This is a genomic window from Cobetia sp. BMC6, assembly GCF_029991385.1.
Classification (GTDB): Bacteria; Pseudomonadota; Gammaproteobacteria; order Pseudomonadales; family Halomonadaceae; genus Cobetia.
In genome coordinates this window covers 113456-133452 of the sequence record NZ_JAKUMF010000003.1, presented here as the reverse complement: position 1 = coordinate 133452, position 19997 = coordinate 113456, and the positions used below count along the sequence as shown (strand labels likewise).

Sequence of the window (19997 nt, the reverse complement as noted above, 5' to 3'; positions counted from 1 at the left end):
AAGGCGCTGGATGTCAGACGCAAGCGGCAAGGAAGCGGACAAGTCGTGTCATCACTTCCTCTGGCTGTTCGCGATGCGGAACATGTCCGCAGTCGTCGAGAAGATGCAGCTCAGCACCGCGCCCCGCGTTCTCGGTCAGGCGCGCCGGCTGGGAAGCACTTCCGTACTCATCCTGCGCGCCATGGATCACCAGCAGCGGACAACGCAACGCTGCCAGAGAGGCATCGAGACACCAGTCACGGAAAGCGGGGGCCAGCCAACTATCGATCCAGGCGCTGAGCACCCACTCGGTCCTGGAGCCGTGATATCGGGCAAGTCGTGCGCGCTGGTCGGGCTCGGCAAACAGGCGTTGCGCTTCACGGATACCGCTCAGGGTCAGCTCCTCGACCATCGCCTGCGCCGCCAGGGTGATGACAGCCTGACAACGCGCATGATGTGTCGCGGCGCCGGCGATGGCCATGCCCCCGCCGACACTGTGGCCAAGCAGGATGAAGCGCTCCAGCGCGAGCCCTTCGATCACGGCCTGCAAGTCGCCGCGAGCCTCCTGCTCGATGAAATCCAGCGGCATGGGGTGATGGCGTGCCTCCGAACGGCCGAAGCCTGCCCGGTCGTAGGCGATTACCTCGCGTCCGCTACTGGCCGCCAGCGTTGCAGGAAAGCCTCGCCACAGCGTCACGCAGCCCAGTGAATCATGCAGCAGAATGATGGGCGCACGCACTGGGTGATTGTCCGGGACAGCAGGCTGCCACCGGGCCACGAACAACGCACCATACGGGCCTTGCAACCAGTTCTGCTGGCATATGATGTCTTGTGATGTCACATCCATGTCTCCTGTGCCCACCATGATGGAATCTCCGAGCTGTCGCTCTCAAGACACTGCCACAGCCCGCGCCGGGAAACGCTTAGACATCCTGATGACCCATTGCTAATGTTGGGCGTCGTCGCGGTATGCGCCCCTGTTGGTGTTGGCGGCAGATCGCAGCCGCACGATAGCAAACAGCACGAACGAAAAGCGCACGACAGAACAAGAACTTCGCCACGCTCTCGCACAAGGACACTGTCATGTCGGTTGACAACATGAAGCTGGAATCCCTCGCCCTGCATCACGGCTATACCTCGGAAGCCACCACCAAGGCCGCAGCGGTGCCGATCTACCAGACCACTTCCTACACCTTCGATGATACCCGGCACGGCGCGGATCTCTTCGACCTCAAGGTGCCGGGCAACATCTATACCCGCATCATGAACCCGACCAATGACGTGCTGGAGCAACGCATGGCCGCCGTCGAAGGCGGTATCGCGGCGCTGGCGGTGTCCTCCGGCATGGCGGCGATCACCTATGCCATCCAGGCGCTGGTACAGGTCGGCGACAACATCGTCAGCACCAGCCAGCTGTATGGCGGCACCTACAACCTCTTCGCCCATAGCCTGCCGCGTCAGGGGGTCGAGGTACGCATGGCAGCCTTCGATGATTTCGAAGGCCTCGAAGCACTGATCGACGACAGGACCCGCGCCGTCTTCTGCGAATCCATCGGCAACCCTGCCGGCAACATCGTCGATCTCGCGCGTCTGGCCGAGATCGCCCACAAACATGGCGTGCCGCTCATCGTCGACAATACCGTCGCCACGCCAGTGCTGTGTCGCGCCTTCGATCACGGCGCCGATATCGTGATCCATTCGCTGACCAAGTACATCGGCGGCCACGGGACCACCGTGGGTGGCATCATCATCGATTCCGGCAAGTTCGACTGGGTCGCCAACAAGGACCGCTTCCCGATCCTCAACGAGCCGGACCCCTCCTACCACGGCGTCGTCTACACCGAAGCCTTCGGCCCGGCTGCCTATATCGGGCGTTGCCGCGTGGTGCCGCTGCGCAATACCGGCGCGGCACTGTCACCGCAGAGTGCCTTCCTGCTGTTGCAGGGCCTGGAAACCCTCAGCCTGCGCATGGAGCGCCACTGCAGCAATGCGCTCGCACTGGCCGAATACCTTCAACAGCACCCGAGCGTCAGCTGGGTCAACTACGGTGCCCTGCCGGACAGCCCCTATCACGCCACCTGTCAGAAGATCACCGGCGGCAAGGCCTCCGGCATCATCAGTTTCGGCATCAAGACGGACGCGACAGGTGACGACAAGGCCGAAGCCGGGCGCATCGCCGGCGGCAGGTTCATCGATGCGCTGCAGATGATTCTGCGCCTGGTCAATATCGGCGATGCCAAGTCACTGGCCTGTCACCCGGCCTCCACCACTCACCGCCAGCTCAACGAGGAAGAACTGGCCAAGGCCGGCGTCTCGGCGGATCTGGTGCGCATCTCGGTGGGGATCGAGCATATCGACGACATCATCGCCGATGTCAGCCAGGCACTGGACAAGGCGGTGGCCTGACGCGGGAGCGGTTCCTAAACGACAGTCAGGCGACATTGAGACGCCAACCAGGCAGTCTCAGTCATATCTCAGCGCCCGCGAAGACTCGCTTCTTCGCGGGCGCCTTGTGTTGCGTATCCCGATGACTGCACTTCTCTCAGGTCTGCCAGACCTGCAAGTGACGACAAGAAAGATAACGGTATATATGCAGCTGAACCGTCAGATCGGCGGGACATCCAGACCCAGCATAAATCTGGTTAATACCAAGAATAAAAAATCGAAACTACCGAAATACACGAGCAGAACACACTCTTGGCTCAAGGCGCACACAGAGGCGCCTGTCACGATGATAACAACTCCAAGAGGTGTCCCGATGAAATCCGTCCAGTTGAAGCCAGCTCTGCTGACCACCGCCATCGCGGTGGCCTGCGCCTTGCCGCTGAGCGCCGCTCAGGCCCAGGATATCAAGCTCGGCCACGTGCTGGCGCCCACCCATAGCTGGAACATCGCGGCGGAAGGCTTCGCCAAGGATGTCGCCGAGGCCACTGATGGCCGCGTCAATTTCCAGGTCTTCCCCAGTGGTCAGCTCGGCAACGAGAAGACCGTCGTCGAAGGCATGCAGATCGGCAGTGTGCCAGCTGGCGTGATCGGCTGTGGCTCCTTTCAGCCGCTGGATGCCCGCTTCGGCATCGTCGAACTGCCCTACTCCTGGCCGGACCGCGAACACGCCTACGCAGCCTACGATGGCAAGCTGGGCGATGCGCTCGAGGACATCGCCGACGAGCACAACATGAAGATCCTGTCGTGGTGGGAGAACGGCTTCCGTCACGTCACCAACAACCGTGGCCCCATCACCACCCCGGAAGACCTCGCGGGTCTGAAGATTCGCGTCACGCCGGACAAGATGCGTCTGGATACCTTCACCGCGCTGGGCTCAAGCCCCGCACCGCTGTCCTTCGGTGAGCTCTACTCCGCGCTGCAGCAGGGCGTGTTCGATGCCCAGGAAAACCCGCTGGCCATCATCTATTCCTCTTCCTTCAGCGAAGTGCAGGACTACGTCTCCCTCACCGGTCACGTCTGGGCACCGGCGTGTCTGACCATGTCCAACTTCACCTGGAACCAGCTTTCCGAGCAGGATCAGGCGGCAGTGCAGAAGAGCGCCGACGAATGGCGTGACAAGCAGCGCGCGATGACCCAGAAGGATGACGCCGAACTGGTGGCCAAGCTGGAGGAGGCCGGCATGCAGGTCAACGAGGTCGATACCGCGCCCTTCAATGCCAAGGTGCAGGGTGTCTGGGCCGAGTACACCGACGTCTTCGGGCCTGAGCTGATGGGCCTGGTCGAGCAATACCGCAAGGGCGAGTGACGATGTCTTCCGCCTCTCCCTCCGTCAAGCCGCAGGCCGTGTTGTGTGCCTTGCGTACCTTGATGATCACCCTCTCACGTTGGAGCTGCCGGGGCTGTCTGGCCCTGGCTGCCAGCGGAGTCGCCGCGCTGTCGGCACTGGTGATCTGGACCGTCTTCATGCGCTGGGTCATGGGTCAGCCGCCGCACTGGGCAGAAGAGTTGCCGCAGCTGGTACTGGTATGGACCACCCTGCTGGCCGCGGTGTCCTGCACCCGCAACCGCACTCACCTGAGTGCGGGCCTGCTGCCGCTGCTGGTGCACTCGGTGCGTATCCAGCGCATCACCGGCCGCATCACTGACGCCATGATCCTGATCATGCTGCTGATGCTGGCCAAGGCAGGCATGGACCTGACCGCCATCACGATGCGCCAGACCACCACCGCGCTGCAGATTCCGGCCGGTATCGTCTATCTGTCCGTGCCGCTGTGCTGCACCGCAATGGCCCTGATCCAGCTTGAGCATCTGTTGAGCCCTTCGGCCATCGCAGCCGAGGTTCACGAGACGGATACCACTGCGTCTGACAACGCTTCATCTCGCCAAGGAGATGCCCCATGACACTCGGCGCCCTGGCTCTGCTCGGCGTCTTCGCGCTCGGCATCCTCATCGACATCCCCATCGCCTTCGCGCTGTTGATGTCGGCCCTCTTCTACCTGCTGGCCTTTGGTGCCGCGCCCATGATGGTCTCGGCGCAGCAGTTCGTGGCCGGAATGGAAAGCTTCACCCTGCTGGCGATCCCGCTGTTCGTGCTCGCCGCCCAGTTGATGAACCGCGCCGGTCTGACCGAACGCCTGGTACGCCTGTGCATGGCGATGGTCGGTGACATCCGCGGCGGCCTGGCGGTGGTCGCGGTTCTCGCCTGCATGATGTTCGGCGCGCTGTCCGGCTCCGGCGTGGCGGACGTGATCGCCATCGGCAGCATGCTGCTGCCCACCATGGCCCGCAACGGCTATGACAAGGGCTTCAGCAGTGCGCTGGTCGGTACCGCCAGCTCCATCGGCACCGTGATTCCGCCCAGCATCGTGATGATCGTCTACGGCACCACCTCCAATACCTCGGTGGGCCAGCTGTTCATGGGCGGCATCACCCCCGGACTGATGCTGACCGTCGCGCTGGTCGGCGTCGCCCTCTACCTGTCACGCAAGCATGGCTGGTCGGGTGGTGTCGCGGCCCGTGTGCCCGGCGAGCGTCGCCGTGCCCTGCTCAGCGCCATGCCGGCCCTGATGGTGCCGGTGATGATCATCGGCGGTATCCGCTTCGGGGTCTTCACGCCCACCGAAGCCGCCGCCTCCGCGATTCTCTACGCCATCATCATCGGCACCTGTGTCTATCGCAGCCTCACCTGGCGCGGCTTCCTGGACAGCGTCCGCGCGACCGCCGAGACCACCGGCGCCATCCTGCTGATCATCGGGGCGGCCGGCATGTTCGCCTGGGGCCTGACCTACGAGCAGGTGCCGCAGGCCATCGCCCAGCTGATCGGTGAATTCACCGACAGCCGCATCAGCGTCCTGCTGCTGCTGACCGCCGTGCTGCTGGTGCTGGGCTCCTTCATGGAAAGCGTGGCGATCATCATCATCGTGACGCCCATCGTGATGCCGTTGTTGGCGCAATACGGCATCAGCCCGGTGCACTTCGGGGTGCTGCTGACCGTCAATCTGGCCATCGGCGCCAACACGCCGCCATTGGGGATCGATCTGATGGCCGCCTGTCGCATTGCCGGGATAAACGTCAGCGACTCGCTGCGTCCGCTGGGCCTGATGCTGGGCGCGATGCTGACCGTGCTGATGCTGATCACCTTCATCCCGGAACTCGTGCTGTTCCTGCCCAACCTGATGGAGGGCTGAGTGATGACCACCGCCATGGACCACAAGCTTCCCCAGCGCTGGCTGTTCGTGCCGGGTGACGACGACGCCCGTCTGCAGGCCGCCCTCACCAGCGGCGCCGATGCCATCGTCGTCGATCTCGAGGAGTTCACCCCGGCCACCGGACGCAAGCTTGCCATCAGTCGCTTTGCCGACTTCGCCAGACGCGCCCGTGCCCTGAAGGTGTGGCCGTGCGTGCGTCTCAACCCGCTCACGCACGGCGGACATGACGAGCTGGCCGAACTGATCAGCACCACCCAAGGCGATTCCAGCGGGACTCCCGCCGCCATCTTCCTGCCTGCCGTCGAGCAACGCACCCAGCTGGCAGCGCTGGATGACGCCCTGGCCGAGCAGGAAGAGCTGCACGGCCTACCACGGGGCAGTCTGAAGAGCATCGCGACACTGGAAAGCCAGGCCGGACTGATGGCCGCCGAGGAACTGCTCGCCGCCGGCGATGATACGCCACGCCTGTTGGGCGCACTGATCGGTACCGGAGATCTGGCTGCGGATCTGGGCCTGATGCCCGACCAGCCTGTCGCCACCATCACCGAGACCCTCAAGCCGTGGCGCGCGCGGCTGGCGAAGGTCTGCCAGCGCCATGAACGACTGGCCATCGATGGCCCATGGCGCTGGCAACACGGGCTGGGCACCGACCAGCACTGGGCCAATCAGCAGGGGCTGCAGGCGCGTTGCGTCATCCACCCCGAACAGCTCGAGGCGCTCTATGACTTGATGCCCGCTCGCGGCGGTGACCCGATGCCCGCTCGCGGCGCTGGCCCGAGGCCCGCTGATGGGGCGGTGACCTGATGCCCGCCGACAGCACCGCGTCGCAGTTCTGAAAGGCGGCCCTGCCGAGCGCGCACCGAATTCATTGCCGCTTCAACACTAGCTGCGTCTCAACACCGATTTCTCAACATCGAATTCTCAACACTGATTTCTCAACACTGATTTCTCAACAACAACGAGAGCACTCCCATGACTCAGGCCACGAACACTTCCTCCGCTTCCACCCTGCCGCTGCGCAATGGCGGGCAGATCCTCGTCGACCAGATCCGTCTGCACGGCACCAGGCGTGTCTTCCTGGTGCCGGGCGAAAGCTACCTGCCGTGCATCGATGCGCTCAATGAGCACAAGGGCGCCATCGAGCCCATCGTCTGTCGCCAGGAAAGTGGTGCAGGCTACATGGCCGAAGCCTACGGCAAGCTGACCAACGAGCCGGGCGTATGTTTCGTTACCCGTGGCCCGGGCGCGACCAACGCCTCCATCGCCGTGCACACCGCCTATCAGGACTCCACGCCGATGATCCTGTTCATCGGTCAGGTCGGTGGTGACTTCATCGAGCGCGAAGCCTTCCAGGAAATCGATTACCGCCGCATGTTCGGCGAGATGACCAAGTGGGTCGCGCAGATCGACGACACCTCACGCATTCCGGAATACATCGCCCGTGCCTATCAGGTGGCGCGCAGCGGCCGTCCGGGGCCGGTGGTGCTGGCATTGCCCGAAGACACCCTGTGGGGCGAAGCCCAGGTCGCGGACGTCAAGCCGCACCCGCGTCTTGCCACCTACCCGGGACAGCCGCAACTGGATGAGCTCAAGCGCCTGCTCGCCAGCGCCGAGCGCCCCTTCCTGATGGTCGGTGGCAGCGGCTGGACCCGCGATGCCCAGGTCGCGCTGGAAGGCTTCGCCCAGCGTTTCGATATTCCCACCGGTGTCGCCTGGCGCCGTCTGGAGTGCGTCGATGCCGAACTGCCGCAATTCGCCGGTCACGTCGGCATGGGCATGCATGACGCACTGCGCCAGCAGCTGGTCGAGAGCGATCTGGTGATCGCCGTCGGCACCCGTATCGGCGAGGCCACCAGCGAAGGCTACAGCTGGATCCAGTCGCCGGTGCCGACCCAGAAACTGGTGCACATCTATGCAGACCCGGAAGAGCTGGGCCGCGTCTATCAGCCAACGCTGGCCATCAATACCGACGTCAACGGCTTCGCGCTGGCGCTCGCCACCCTGTCACCGGATAGCGCCCCGCGCTGGTCCAACATTACCCGCGAGGCGCGCGCCGCCTATCTGGCCACGCTGGAAGAGCAGCCGTCGCCGGGTCCGCTGAGCCTGGACAAGGTCAGCCTGACCGTCGACCGCATTCTCGATGGCAAGGGCTGCATCAGCGTCGGCGCCGGCAACTACGCGCTCTACGCCCACCGCTATGTGCGCTTCCGTGGCCTGGGCAGCTCGCTGGCCCCGACCGTCGGTTCCATGGGTTACGGCCTGCCAGCCGCCATTTCCAGCAAGCTGGAATTCCCGGAACGCCCCGCCGTCTGCTACGCCGGTGATGGCTGCTTCCAGATGAACCTGCAGGAGCTGGGCGTGGCGCTGCAATATCGTCTGGGCATCGTGGTGCTGGTGTTCAACAACGGCATGTGGGGCACCATCCGTGCCCACCAGGAAAACGACTTCCCGGGCCGCGAGATCGCGCTGACCTTCACCAACCCGGACTTCGCCGCCCTGGTCACCGCCTACGGCGGCCTGGGTCAGGTGGTGGAGAAGGACGAGGACTTCGAGGAAAGCTTCACGCGCGCGCTGGAATTTGCCGACCGCGAGCGTCTGCCGGCCCTGATCGAGCTGCGCTATGACCCGGACGGCATCGCCCCGGGCAAGCTGCTCAGCGGCATCCGTGAAGATGCTCTGACACGCAACGACAAGGGAGGTATCTGACATGAGCACATCCACAACTCAAGCGACTCAAGACGTGCTGGACTCCCTCGCCCTGCGCGTCGATGGCAAGCGCCTGTGGGACGCGCTGATGACATTGGCCGAGATCGGCGCGACGCCCAAGGGCGGCAACTGCCGCCTGGCACTCACCGAAGAAGACCGCGCCGGCCGCGAGCTGGTCACCGGCTGGCTCGAGGCCGCAGGCCTCACGCTGCGCGTCGACGAGATCGGCAACATCTTCGCCCGTCGCCCGGGCCGCAATGACAGCCTGCCGCCAGTCGCCACCGGCAGCCACATCGACACACAGCCCACCGGCGGCAAGTTCGACGGCTGCTTCGGCGTGCTGGCTGGCCTGGAAGTCATGCGCGTGCTGGATGAGCACGGCATCGAGACCGAAGCCCCGCTGGAAGTGGTGATCTGGACCAACGAGGAAGGCAGCCGCTTCGTGCCGGTGATGATGGGGTCCGGGGTGCATGCGGGCCTGATTCCGCTTGAGAAGGCACTGGCCGCCACCGACCGCGACGGCGACAGCGTTGCCGCGTCACTGGCGCGCACCGGCTATGCCGGCGACGTGCCGGTGGGCAGCCACGATTTCGGCGCCTATTTCGAGGCGCATATCGAGCAGGGCCCGGTGCTGGAGCAGGAAGAGATCACCATCGGTGCCGTCACCGGCTCGCTGGGTCTGCACTGGTTCGACGTGGTGGTCAGCGGTCAGGAAGCCCACGCCGGCCCGACACCGATGCCCTACCGCCGCGATGCGCTCAAGACCGCCTGCGCGCTGGTCAGCGACATCCTGACGCTGGCCGATGCCTATCAGCCCAACGGTCGCGTCACCTGTGGCGAATTCAATGTGCATCCCAACTCGCGCAACGTGATTCCGGGCCAGGTGCGCTTCAGCGTCGACCTGCGCCACCTGGAACCGGCGGTGCTCGCCGAGATGCACGACCAGCTCAAGGCGCTGTGCCTCAAGCATCACGCCGCCAACCAGAGCGACAGGCAGCGCGTCGATATCGAACTGATCGAGGTCCAGCACATTCCGCCGACGCCCTTCGCGCCGGAACTGGTCGAGATGGTGCGCAGCGCCAGCCAGGAGCTGGAACTCAGCTTCCGCGACATGGAAACCGGCGCCGGTCACGACGCCGTGCAGATCGCCGGTATCAATCCGGTGGCGATGATCTTCGTGCCCTGCGAAGACGGCATCAGCCACAACGAGAGCGAGAACGCCGAGCCTGCCGATCTCGAAGCCGGTGCCAATGTGCTGCTGCTGGCGATGCTCAAGCGCGCCGGTGTCGTCAGCACCAACACTACCACCGTGGAGAACGCCCAATGAGCGCAACCACTGCAACCTCCGTTCCGCTGACGCATGCCGACTGGCAGCAGCGCGCCGCCGCGCTGACCTTCGAGACGCGTGCCTTCATCGACGGTGCTTATGTGGAAAGCACCGGCTGCGACACCTTCCCGGCATATAACCCGGCCACCGGTGAAGTGCTGGCGCATGTCACCGCCTGCACCGAGCAGGACATCGACCGCGCCGTGATGGCCGCGCGTCGCGCCTTCGACTCCGGTGTGTGGTCGCGTCAGTCCCCCCAGGCCCGCAAGGCCGTGCTGCAGCGCTTTTCCCAGCTGATCAGCGACAATGCCGAAGAACTGGCCCTGCTGCAGACGCTGGAAATGGGCAAGCCGATCGGCGACAGCCTGGGCTTCGATCTGGCGGAAACCGCGCGCTCGGTGGCCTGGTACGCCGAGGCCATCGACAAGCATTACGACGAGATCGCGCCTACCGGCGAGAACGTGCACGCCACCATTACCCGTGAAGCGCTGGGCGTGGTCGCGGCGGTGGTGCCGTGGAACTTCCCGCTGATGATCGCCTCCTGGAAGTTCGCGCCGGCGCTGGCGCTGGGCAACAGCGTGGTGCTCAAGCCGGCCGAAGCCTCAAGCCTGAGTGCGCTGCGTCTGGCGGTGCTGGCCGATGAAGCCGGCATTCCGGCGGGCGTGTTCAACGTCACGCCAGGCCTGGGCGCGGTAGCGGGTCAGGCGCTTGGCCTGCACATGGAAGTCGATGCGCTGGCCTTCACCGGCTCCACCGCGACCGGCAAGCGCTTCATGCGCTACGCCAGCGACTCCAACCTCAAGCGTGTGTGGCTGGAGTGTGGCGGCAAGTCGCCGCATATCGTGTTCGCCGATTGCCCGGACCTGGACCAGGCCGCTCGCGCCGCCGCCGATGCCATCTTCATCAATCAAGGCGAAGTCTGCATCGCCGGTTCACGCCTGTACGTCGATGAGGCCATCTTCGATGACTTCATGCCGCGCCTGATCGCCTGCGCCCGTGCCATGCCGGCCGGTGACCCGCTCGACCCGGCCACGCGCATGGGCGCACTGGTCAGTGCGGACCACCACGAGAAGGTGCTCGGCTTCGTCGAGACGGCGCTCTCGGAAGGCATGACGCTGCACCAGGGCGGCCGTGCCATCGCGCCCAGCGATGCCACCTCAGGCGGCTGGTATCTTGAGCCGACCATCGTGGAAGGCGGCCAGAACAGCACCGTGATGCGCGAGGAAATCTTCGGCCCGGTGCTCGGCGTGACCCGCTTCAGCGGCGAAGAAGAAGCCATCGAACTGGCCAATGATTCCATCTACGGGCTGGGCGCTGGTCTGTGGACACGCGATCTGGCGCGTGCCCATCGTGTCTCGCGGCGTTTGAAGGCAGGGCTGGTGTGGGTCAACTGCTACGCCGATGGCGATATCAGCGTGCCCTTCGGTGGCGTCAAGCAGTCCGGTTTCGGGCGTGACAAGTCGCTGCACGCGCTGGACAAGTACTCCGACCTGAAGACCACCTGGATCAATCTGGCCTATTGAGACGTCGGTCGACCAACGCGGGTAGCCCCGAAGCGCCGCTGCCACCCGGACTCTCTGGTGACAGCGGCGCTGGCCTTTCAGGACACGCTGCAGGACGGGCTCCAGCACAACGTCTTGAACTTGTCTCAAAGGTGACTCAAGTGGCGGGCGTATCACCACCCGGCGCACCGTCACTGGCCAGCACGGCATTCGTGTCCGGCAGTTGCATTTCGAGACCACGATGCAAGCGTTCTTCCAGCGGCACCTTGGCCAGCGCGTTGTGCAGGAAGTCGACAAAGGTGGATTCGGCGGCACTGAAACGCGCTTCACGGTGCCACATCAGGTGCAGATCGATATCGGCCACGCCCCCGTAGGGTGGCAAGGGCCAGAGCTGACCTTCGTCGATCTCGCGCCGCACGGTGTGTTCCGGCATGCAGCCGATGCCCCAGCCGGCCAGCACCATACGGCGGATTTCCTGCAGGCTGCTGGATTGACCGATCACCGGGCCCTGCAAGCCCTCGCGGGCGCGGAACATCGCCAGCGGTGACAGCACGCCATCGAGCTGCTCACTGCCAAAGGAGACATAACGCTCATTGCGCAGCGCCTCCAGCGGCAGATTCTGCTGACCGAACAACGGATGCATGCGACCACAGAAATAGCGGTAGCTCTGGCGCGCCAGCACCTGAGACATCAGCTGCTCGGGCGTCTGCTGGGCCAGACAGATACCCAAGGCCCCCTGGCGCTGCAGCAGACCCTGCTGCACCTCGTGACTGGACATTTCCTGGATCGAGAAAGTGACCTGGGGGAAACAGCGATGAAAGCGCGCGAACACGCTATCAAGGAATCGGCATTCGATGCCGGTGATGAACAGGAGCGAGACATGCCCGGAAATCTCCGTATGACTGTTGCCCACCTCAGAGGCGAGACGCGCCACGTTGGCGTAGATCTCCACCGCCTCGCGATAGACCACCTGCCCCGCCCCCGTCACGCGAAAGCTGTGACTGTCCCGTTCGATCAGACGCTGCCCCAGGCGCTCTTCCAGGCGCTTGAGTGACAGACTCACCGCTGGCTGTGACAGGTAGAGACGCGCCGCGGCCCGACTGACACTTTCCTCCTGGACGATGACGATGAATGTTCTCAGCAGGTTCCAGTCCAGCGTGTCATGTATGGGTCGCATGGTGATTGTTCCTGTCCCGAAAGTGGCGCGACCGGCAAGAGCGCAATGAAACGCACTCTCGCCGACACCCAGATAGCAATAAAGTCAGCACCGCGTCACCGACGTCTGCCCTCGAGTGATATATTCCCTCTCACTCAAGACAGCAATGACGATCAATACAAAATCAATAAAGCGGAAAACACGACGATGTTCGATACCAGAGAAACCTTCATTCTCTCGATCATGATCATAGCATGTGGCGTATTTCTGATGGGGCTTTCGCTCTATTTCTTCCGCCACATCAAGACCTATGATGATTACAATGTCGCAGGCCGTTCCACCTCGACCTTCCCGCTGATCTGTACACTGATCGGTACCGCCGTCGGCGGTTCTACCCTGCTGGGCTTCGTCTCCAAGGGTTACACCTTCGGCATGGGCCAGCTGTGGCTGCCGGTGGGCATGACCTTCGCGGGCATCGCGCTGTACTTCTTCATCGGCAGGATCCACGCCGAAGGCGAGCGCCTCAACATGGTGACACTGGCCGACTTCCTGGTCAGTCGCTTTGGCGAAGGCGTCAGGGTGCCGACCCTGCTCAGTATCCTGTGTGCCTACGCGGCCATCACCGGCATGCAGTTCGTGGCCGTGGCCACGGTGCTCAAGCTGGTGTTCGGCCTGGCACTGCCGGTGGGCATCCTGCTGACCTGGGCACTGCTGACCGCCAAGACATGGCTGGGCGGCCTGATGGCGGTCATCTGGTCAGATGCCATCCTGGGCACCCTGCAGACCCTGGGCATCTTCTTCCTGCTGGTCACCGTCTACTACGCCAGCGGCAGCTGGGAGTTCATCAGCGCGGCACCCATGCCCGAAGGCAACCCTGACTTCCTGAGCCTGACCGGCATTTCGGGTCATGAACTGGCAGTCTACATGCTGACCATCGGCGCCTATCAGTTCGTGCGCCAGGACCTGTGGCAGCGCTTCTGGGCCGCACGCAGCCTCAAGGCGGCACGCACCGGCTACGCCGTCGCCATCGTCTTCACGCTGCTGGTCGGCGCTGCCGTGGTCCTGATCGGCGCCTTTGCGAAACTGGGCCTGGATATCGCGGTGGCCAATCCGGACCTGTCCTTCTACGCCATCATCAAGGCGACACTCCCGCTGCCATTGATGGTCAGCATGGTCGTGGTGCTGCTGGCGACCATCATCTCATGCGCCGATTCGTTCTTCATCGCCGGCGCGTCCTCGATTGCCAACGACATCATCAAGCCGCGCATGAAGGGCCGCGATGATGCCTTCATGCTGCGCATGAGCCGCCACTCGGTGGTCGCCATGTCCTTGATTTCACTGGGCCTGGCACTCTATGCACCGCGTCTGCTCGATATCTGGATTCTCGGCAGCGCAATGCTGGTCTGCGGTGTGCTGGTGCCGACGGTGGTCGCACTGTGCCGTCGCACGCCAGACCCGCGTGGCGGGGTGATCATGATGTGGGGCGGGCTGGCCACCGCCGTGCTCTGGCAGGTGCTGGGCCATCCCTTCGGCCTGCACCCGGTGATGATCGGCCTGCCGGTCTCGCTGGCGCTGATGCCGCTGGCGCTGCGCAAGCCGAGCCTGACTCTCTCGACCGAGTCCGCGGCGCGCTGACTGGCCATGCTGACTCAATAACCTGCCTGGCCAGGATAACGGTTGCACTCAGTGCGTGTCAGACAGTGATGTAATACCCGAGAGCCCCCGTTGCCGAGACTCACAAGAGGTCATCGGCAACGGGGGCTTTCCTGTGTTCAGCTTCATTCACTCGATGATTTATGCCCGCCATTCTACTGACTATCTTCTTGACCAGCTTGCTGAGCGAGCAGATGGCTTCAGGAAGATTTTCGCGATCGACTGCCCACCATCCTTGCGACGACTTGCCTGCCTTTTCTGCCATCAATCGGCCTATTCCCCATCACAATCCCCGCATGTTGTCATGGCACAATACACACATATTTTCTTACATAAATCTGGCAAATACTGCGTATTGAAATTTGAAAGCCCAAAAGGCTGATGATTCGTTGACCGCGAAGGGAGGGCCTCATAGATTGAAGGCGTACCATCACAACAAGAAGCAGGGACAGGTACCGCATGCATCTCCCGGACGCAGCATCATGGTCACGAGAAGTCCCGCATGCACTGCCCCGCTCACAATAACGATAACGTGGATACTGTCATGAAAACCCTCAAGCCCGCTCTTCTGCTCCCGCTGCTCGCACTCCTCCCGGCCACCCAGTCCATGGCCACCGAATTGCGCATGCTGTCCAGTTACGACCAGACCACTGCCTACTCCCGCGAGATTGCCCAACGCTTCATCAAGGAAGTCGAAGCCAACAAGGCCGCCGACCTCACCATCAAGCTGACCGGCCCGGATGTGGTGCCGCCCTTCGAGCAGCTGCAGCCTGTCGCGGCCGGTGTCTTCCAGCTGCTGTATACCCATGCTGCTTACCACACCAACACCACCGGCGTCGGCGCCGCGATGGATGGCGTGGCGGTGAATCCGGAACAGACACGTGAATCCGGCCTGTGGGACATGGTCGATGAGCACTACAACGGCCTGGGCCTCAAGCTGATCGCGATTCCGCCGCTGGGCAGCCACGGCTTCCAGTACGTGCTGAAGGAGCCGATCACCGGGACGCCGGGCCTGGATGGCCGCCGTCTGCGCGGCAGCCCCACCTACACCAACGTCACCAAGGGCCTGGGCGGTACGCCGGTGCTGATGTCCAGTGGCGATGTCTATTCCGCCATGGACCGTGGCGTGATCGACGGCGCGGCCTGGGGCCTGAATGGCGTCAAGGACATGGGCTGGCAGGAAGTCGCCGGCTACTACTCCAAGCCGACCTTCGGTCAGACCTACAACTTCGTGCTGATGAATCTCAACGCCTTCAACTCCCTGTCGCCGGAACAGCAGCAAGTGCTGCTCGACGAAGGCCGCGAGCTGGAGACCGAGATCATCCCGATCCTGGATGAACTGGCCATCGAAGAGTGGAAGGCGCTGGACGAAGCCGGCATGCAGGCCACCGAATTCGCGCCGGAAGACGCCGAGCGTCTGGATGCCCTCGTTACGGACGGCATCTGGCAGCTGGGCATCGACAAGACCCCGGACACGGTGACCGCCATGCGTGAACTGGCGATCGAGAAGAACCTGACCACCGTCAGCGAGTAAGGAATCCACCATGCTAACCCTGCTTGCACGTGTGCATGACGGCGTGACGCGAGCAGGCTTCCTTCTGGGCGGTGTCACCTTGTGTGGCATCGTCCTGTGCTTCTGGCTGGAAGTCATCGCGCGCTACTTCTTCAACTCGCCCACCCTGTGGTCCGGCGCGATGGTGGCTTATCTGCTATGCCTCTCGATTTCGCTGGCGACGCCGGAACTGGCACGCACCCATGGCCATATCGCCATCACCGTATTGCCGGAGCGCCTCGGCCCTACCGCGCGCGCTTTCTATGATCGTCTCCTCGCCCTGGTGACCGGCGCCGTCTGCGCCGTGGCCGGTTGGATCTGCGTGCAGGAAAGCCTGCGTCAGTTCCAGTATCACACCACCACCGCCATGGGCCTCGATATTCCCAAGGTCTGGGTCTCCAGCTTCATCGCCTACGCGATGATCGGCGCCGCCCTGTACTTCCTGCGCCACGCCTTTAGCCGCTCGACTAGCCGCGCGACGCCTTCGGCGACCGCCGACACCAGAAAAGGACCCTGAGTCATGGAATGGTATACCTCTCTGGGCCTGGCCATCGCCTTGCTGATGGGCCTGTTCGCCCTCGGCATTCCCGTCTTCGCCGCCTTCTTGACCATCAACGTGCTCGGCACGCTGTGGTTGATGGGCACTGCCGGTTTCGGCATGTTCGCCAACAGTGTCTACGACAGCATGACCTCGGAGACACTGACCACCATCGCGCTGTTCGTGCTGATGGGGGAGCTGCTGTTCCGCTCCGGCTCCATCGATGTGATCTTCGACTCGCTGGATGCCCTGATGGGCCGCATGAAGGGGCGCCTCTATTTCTTCGTCGTCGCCCTCTCGACGCTGTTCGGTGCCCTGTCCGGCTCGGCGCTGGCCGTGACCGCCATGCTCAGCCGCTCGGCGCTGCCGACCATGCAGGAGCGCGGCTATGACGACAGGCTGTCCATCGGCCTGATCCTGGGTGGCGCGAGTCTCGCACCAATCATCCCGCCGAGCCTCTTGGTGATCATCATCGGCTCGATGGTCGATGTCTCCATCGCACGCCTTTTGATCGCGGGCATCCTGCCCGGCATTCTGCTGGCCGCGCTGTTCATCCTCTATGTGAAGGTGCGCATCACGATGGACCCGCGCCGTGCACCGCCCCTCGATGAAAGCGGGGGTGGCACGGCAAAGGAAAAGCGCCGCGCCGTGATCAACATGCTGCCGTTCACCATCATCATCTTTGCCGTGCTCGGCCTGATTCTGCTCGGCATCGCCACGCCGTCCGAATCCGCCGCCACCGGCGTGCTGGGCTCGCTGGTGGTCGCGGCCTACTACCGCAAGTTCTCGTTCAAGATGGCGGGCGAAGCGGTGATGTCCTCGCTCAAGGTCAGCACCATGATCATCCTGATCCTGGCGTGTTCGAAGCTGTTCTCCCAGCTGTTGAGCTTCACCGGCGCCACCAGCGGTCTGGTGAGCAGCGTGACCGGGCTGGATCTCGACCCGGTGTGGATGCTGCTGATCCTGATGCTGATTCCGCTGATCGCCTGCATGTTCATCGACCAGATCGCCTTCATGATGGTGGTGATTCCCATCTACGCGCCGCTGGTCAAGCTGTATGGCTTCGATCCGGTGTGGTTCTGGACGCTGTTTTTGATCAACATCTCGGTGGGCAGTCTCACCCCGCCCTTCGGCTACAACCTGTTCGCGGTGAAAGGCGCCGCCCCGGCAACGCCGATGCAGACCATCTACGCCGCCGCCTGGCCGATCGTCATCTGCTTCCTGTTCGCGATGCTGATGCTCTACTGGGCCCCGTGGCTGACGACCTTCCTGCCCAGCCTGATCTGACCGACCACGACGAGAGACTTTCATGTACCAACTCAATGACATGCCAGCGCAGGTCGCTCCTGAACGGCTGGAACAGCTCAAGCAGTGCGAGACGGCCACCATCGGCCACTTCCACACCCGGGGCTTCGTCGATCCGGCGATTGCCAGCATGCTGCCCGAGGTGCGCATCGCCGGTACCGCCATCACTGTCTCGCTGCCGCCGGAAGATGGCACCCTGCTCAACCATCTGATGCGCCTGGTGCGCCCGGGCGATGTGCTGATCGTGCATCGACAGGGCGATCGCCACCGCGCCTGCTGGGGCGGCGTGATGACCACGGTCGCCTCGCGCCTCGGCGTGGCCGGTGTGGTGATCGACGGCATGGCCACCGATGCGCTGACCATTCGCGACAAGCAGTTCCCGGTCTGGAGTCGCGGCGTCGCTTCGCTGACCACCCGCTTCGCCGGAATCGGCGGCGCACTCAACGTACCGGTCAGCATCGGCGGCGTGGTCGTCAATCCGGGCGATGCCATCCTTGCCGATGAAAGTGGCGTCATCGTCATGGCGCCCGAGGAAGTCTCGGCCATCGCCAGCCACGCCATCGAGGTGCAAGAAGCCGAAGACGTGCTGCTGGCGAAGATTGCCGACGGCGCCTGCCTGCCAGACCTCACTGGTTCCAGCAAACTGATCGAGGAAGTGAACGCACGGGGTTGATCCCCTCGCTTGATGCCCTTGCGAGACGCTGTTTCTTTAGAGAGATGCTGAAAGCAAAAAAGGCCACCAGATCGCTCTGGTGGCCTTTTGGGTTCTGACACGGTCTGTAAGACACGGTCAGTCCGACACGGTTGTAGGACACGGGCTGAGGGCTGCCCATCACTGATGGGTGATCACCGCCTCGCAGCTGACCGGAAAATTCAGTGAATTGGCGATGAAGCACAGCGCATGCGCCCGGTGGTGCAGCTCATGGGCGAGCGCGATATCGTCACCGGCGGCCAGCGTGATCTCGGGGCGCAGCACGATGGAGGTGAAACGTCCCGCCTCGCCCTCGTTCTCTGCCTGACTATTGCCAACAGCGGGCGTGCCTTCCTGCATCGTGCCCTCGGCGTGGTCGTGATAGCTCATGACACGAATGCCGGCCTCGGCACACAGGTGCAGATACCAGAGCTTGTGGCAGGCCGAGACGGAGGCCACCAGCATGTCTTCGGGGTTCCAGCGGGAAGCGTCGCCCCGAAAAGCGGGGTCGGCGGAGCCTTCCAGGCTCGGCTTGCCACTGACACGGGCCACGAAATCACGCTCATAGGCGGTGTAATGGCGGGTGCCATCACCGCGATTACCGGTCCACTCAAGTTCAACCGAATACTGGTGTCGTCTGGACATCGTTGTCTGCTGCTCTCTGAAGGGAAACCGCGTGCGCGGCATGACGCGCAGTCTGATACTTCTGCCTGATTAGGCATCTGAACATCATCAGCACGCGAGAAGTCATCGTAGGCCGATGATAGGATTGAATCGATCGCACTCTGACAGGATGTCACGCATGGCGTTTGCCGTAACACGCTCCCTTGGGGCAATTCCCGGGCTGGCCGCCGCCGCCCTGACGCTCGGACTGGGCCTGAGCTTGTGCCTCATCACCCCCGGCGCCTCGGCACGCGCCGAAGCCGCACAGTTTCGCCCCACGCCCAAGGTCATCAATACGCTGAGCAGTACCTACGGCTTCGTCATCGCCCAGGACATCACCCTGTCACGCATCGCCGAGGAGTATCCCGGCCTCGCGCCGGATGCAGAGCTTGCCTCCGCCTATTTCGACAATGCCTTCCCGAACATCACCCATCGCCTGGCGGACAACCTCGCCACTTTGATGGGGCGGGAGCACGCACGCGAAGTGCTGGATGGCATCCGCCGTCAGATAAAGACGCAACTGGATTCGCAACTGACCACCGACAAGCTGACCAGCGACTTCGCGGCCCGCTTCATCGAGGCCATTCATCTGCGCGCCCAGGGGGAATACCTGCCCTCGCCGTTCAAGGAATTTCTGCTGGCGACCAAGTATCAGATCGAGCCGGTGTACGAGCTGTACGACGGCTATTTCCAGCAGTTCCACACCAAGGGCCATCCCAAGTCACTGGGCATCAGCCTTGCGCTGCACCTGCCCGCCTCGTGGTCTGCCGCCGAGGGACGCCTGCCGCATATCGTGCAGAAATGGCAGAGTCAGGCGGGTACCGGCACCGACATGATCATCCTCGAAATCTATGACCTGCATGGCGAGACTGTCAGCGACGCGCAGCTCAAGGTGATGGCCGCCACGGACCAACTGGCGCAATGGGCGCCCATCAACAGCCAGATGCTCGACTCCGGCCTGACCCGAGTGGATCACCGTCAGGTCTACTGGTTCGATATCGCCATGACACAGCGACACCAGGGCATGCCCATCACCTCGCAGACCCGCGAATACGGCCTCTTCCTCGACGACAAGCTGATCCGCCTGCACTGCACCAGCTACCACCCCACCGCCGACGGCACCACCTACGCCAAAGCCAAGACAGACCTCGCCGTCGACGAGGGCTTCAGCGAGATCAAGCCGTTATGTGAGGGAGTGATGGGGAGTCTGGTGGTGATGCAATGAATATAGTGTACCTTAGCTGTCGGGCCCGGATGATTGACTAATCGAT

The 19997-nt window shown here is 63.3% G+C and carries 17 protein-coding genes; 14 read left to right on the top strand and 3 right to left on the bottom strand.

What is annotated here, in order from left to right; translation table 11 throughout:
* Positions 1–13: 13 nt before the first annotated feature.
* The gene (locus MKZ40_RS08005) at positions 14–718 is read right to left on the bottom strand and encodes an alpha/beta hydrolase (protein ID WP_217485894.1); all 705 of its coding nucleotides are present in this window, start codon (positions 716–718) and stop codon (positions 14–16) included.
* A gap of 359 nt (positions 719–1077) precedes the next feature.
* Here MKZ40_RS08005 and MKZ40_RS08000 point away from each other — a divergent pair, with 359 nt between their 5' ends.
* From MKZ40_RS08000 to MKZ40_RS07965, 8 genes are all read left to right on the top strand, one after another.
* Positions 1078–2385 (top strand): aminotransferase class I/II-fold pyridoxal phosphate-dependent enzyme, encoded by a 1308-nt coding sequence (locus MKZ40_RS08000; protein WP_175090161.1) that lies wholly within the window; start codon positions 1078–1080, stop codon positions 2383–2385.
* Positions 2386–2737: 352 nt separating this feature from the next.
* Positions 2738–3730 carry a DctP family TRAP transporter solute-binding subunit gene (locus tag MKZ40_RS07995; RefSeq protein ID WP_175090143.1) on the top strand — a complete coding sequence of 331 codons (993 nt, stop codon included), beginning with the start codon at positions 2738–2740 and terminating at the stop codon, positions 3728–3730.
* 2 nt (positions 3731–3732) lie between these two features.
* Positions 3733–4326, top strand: coding sequence for a TRAP transporter small permease (locus MKZ40_RS07990; protein WP_254627136.1), 594 nt, complete (start codon positions 3733–3735; stop codon positions 4324–4326).
* Positions 4323–5612 carry a TRAP transporter large permease gene (locus MKZ40_RS07985; RefSeq protein ID WP_175090142.1) on the top strand — a complete coding sequence of 430 codons (1290 nt, stop codon included), beginning with the start codon at positions 4323–4325 and terminating at the stop codon, positions 5610–5612. Before MKZ40_RS07990 ends, MKZ40_RS07985 begins: the two co-directional genes overlap by 4 nt.
* Positions 5613–5615: 3 nt before the next feature.
* Complete coding sequence (locus MKZ40_RS07980; protein ID WP_175090141.1) at positions 5616–6437, top strand: aldolase/citrate lyase family protein; 822 nt, start codon at positions 5616–5618, stop codon at positions 6435–6437.
* 168 nt (positions 6438–6605) lie between these two features.
* Complete coding sequence (locus MKZ40_RS07975; RefSeq protein ID WP_175090140.1) at positions 6606–8339, top strand: thiamine pyrophosphate-binding protein; 1734 nt, start codon at positions 6606–6608, stop codon at positions 8337–8339.
* Position 8340: 1 nt separating this feature from the next.
* Positions 8341–9666, top strand: coding sequence for a Zn-dependent hydrolase (locus tag MKZ40_RS07970; protein ID WP_175090139.1), 1326 nt, complete (start codon positions 8341–8343; stop codon positions 9664–9666).
* On the top strand, positions 9663–11189 hold the full coding sequence (locus tag MKZ40_RS07965) for an aldehyde dehydrogenase (RefSeq protein WP_175090138.1): 1527 nt from the start codon (positions 9663–9665) through the stop codon (positions 11187–11189). The genes MKZ40_RS07970 and MKZ40_RS07965 overlap by 4 nt, the downstream gene beginning before the upstream one ends.
* Before the next feature lie 136 nt (positions 11190–11325).
* Here MKZ40_RS07965 and MKZ40_RS07960 read toward each other — a convergent pair whose 3' ends face one another.
* On the bottom strand, positions 11326–12345 hold the full coding sequence (locus MKZ40_RS07960; protein WP_153635881.1) for a LysR family transcriptional regulator: 1020 nt from the start codon (positions 12343–12345) through the stop codon (positions 11326–11328).
* Between the two features lie 186 nt (positions 12346–12531).
* On the opposite strand from MKZ40_RS07960, the gene MKZ40_RS07955 reads away from it, so the two are divergent.
* From MKZ40_RS07955 to MKZ40_RS07935, 5 genes are all read left to right on the top strand, one after another.
* Positions 12532–13959: a sodium:solute symporter family protein gene (locus MKZ40_RS07955; RefSeq protein WP_175090137.1), complete on the top strand. Its 1428-nt coding sequence runs from the start codon at positions 12532–12534 to the stop codon at positions 13957–13959.
* 562 nt (positions 13960–14521) lie between these two features.
* Positions 14522–15511 carry a TRAP transporter substrate-binding protein DctP gene (dctP, locus tag MKZ40_RS07950; protein ID WP_172978676.1) on the top strand — a complete coding sequence of 330 codons (990 nt, stop codon included), beginning with the start codon at positions 14522–14524 and terminating at the stop codon, positions 15509–15511.
* 10 nt (positions 15512–15521) lie between these two features.
* Complete coding sequence (locus tag MKZ40_RS07945; protein WP_175090136.1) at positions 15522–16046, top strand: TRAP transporter small permease subunit; 525 nt, start codon at positions 15522–15524, stop codon at positions 16044–16046.
* Positions 16047–16049: 3 nt separating this feature from the next.
* Positions 16050–17354, top strand: coding sequence for a TRAP transporter large permease subunit (locus tag MKZ40_RS07940; protein WP_175090135.1), 1305 nt, complete (start codon positions 16050–16052; stop codon positions 17352–17354).
* A 22-nt stretch (positions 17355–17376) separates the two neighbouring features.
* Positions 17377–18045 carry an RraA family protein gene (locus tag MKZ40_RS07935; RefSeq protein WP_175090134.1) on the top strand — a complete coding sequence of 223 codons (669 nt, stop codon included), beginning with the start codon at positions 17377–17379 and terminating at the stop codon, positions 18043–18045.
* A 159-nt stretch (positions 18046–18204) separates the two neighbouring features.
* On the opposite strand, the gene MKZ40_RS07930 is transcribed toward MKZ40_RS07935, so the two are convergent.
* The gene (locus MKZ40_RS07930; protein ID WP_153635887.1) at positions 18205–18708 is read right to left on the bottom strand and encodes an OsmC family protein; all 504 of its coding nucleotides are present in this window, start codon (positions 18706–18708) and stop codon (positions 18205–18207) included.
* 157 nt (positions 18709–18865) lie between these two features.
* On the opposite strand from MKZ40_RS07930, the gene MKZ40_RS07925 reads away from it, so the two are divergent.
* On the top strand, positions 18866–19951 hold the full coding sequence (locus tag MKZ40_RS07925; RefSeq protein WP_175090133.1) for a hypothetical protein: 1086 nt from the start codon (positions 18866–18868) through the stop codon (positions 19949–19951).
* The last annotated feature ends 46 nt before the right edge of the window (positions 19952–19997 follow it).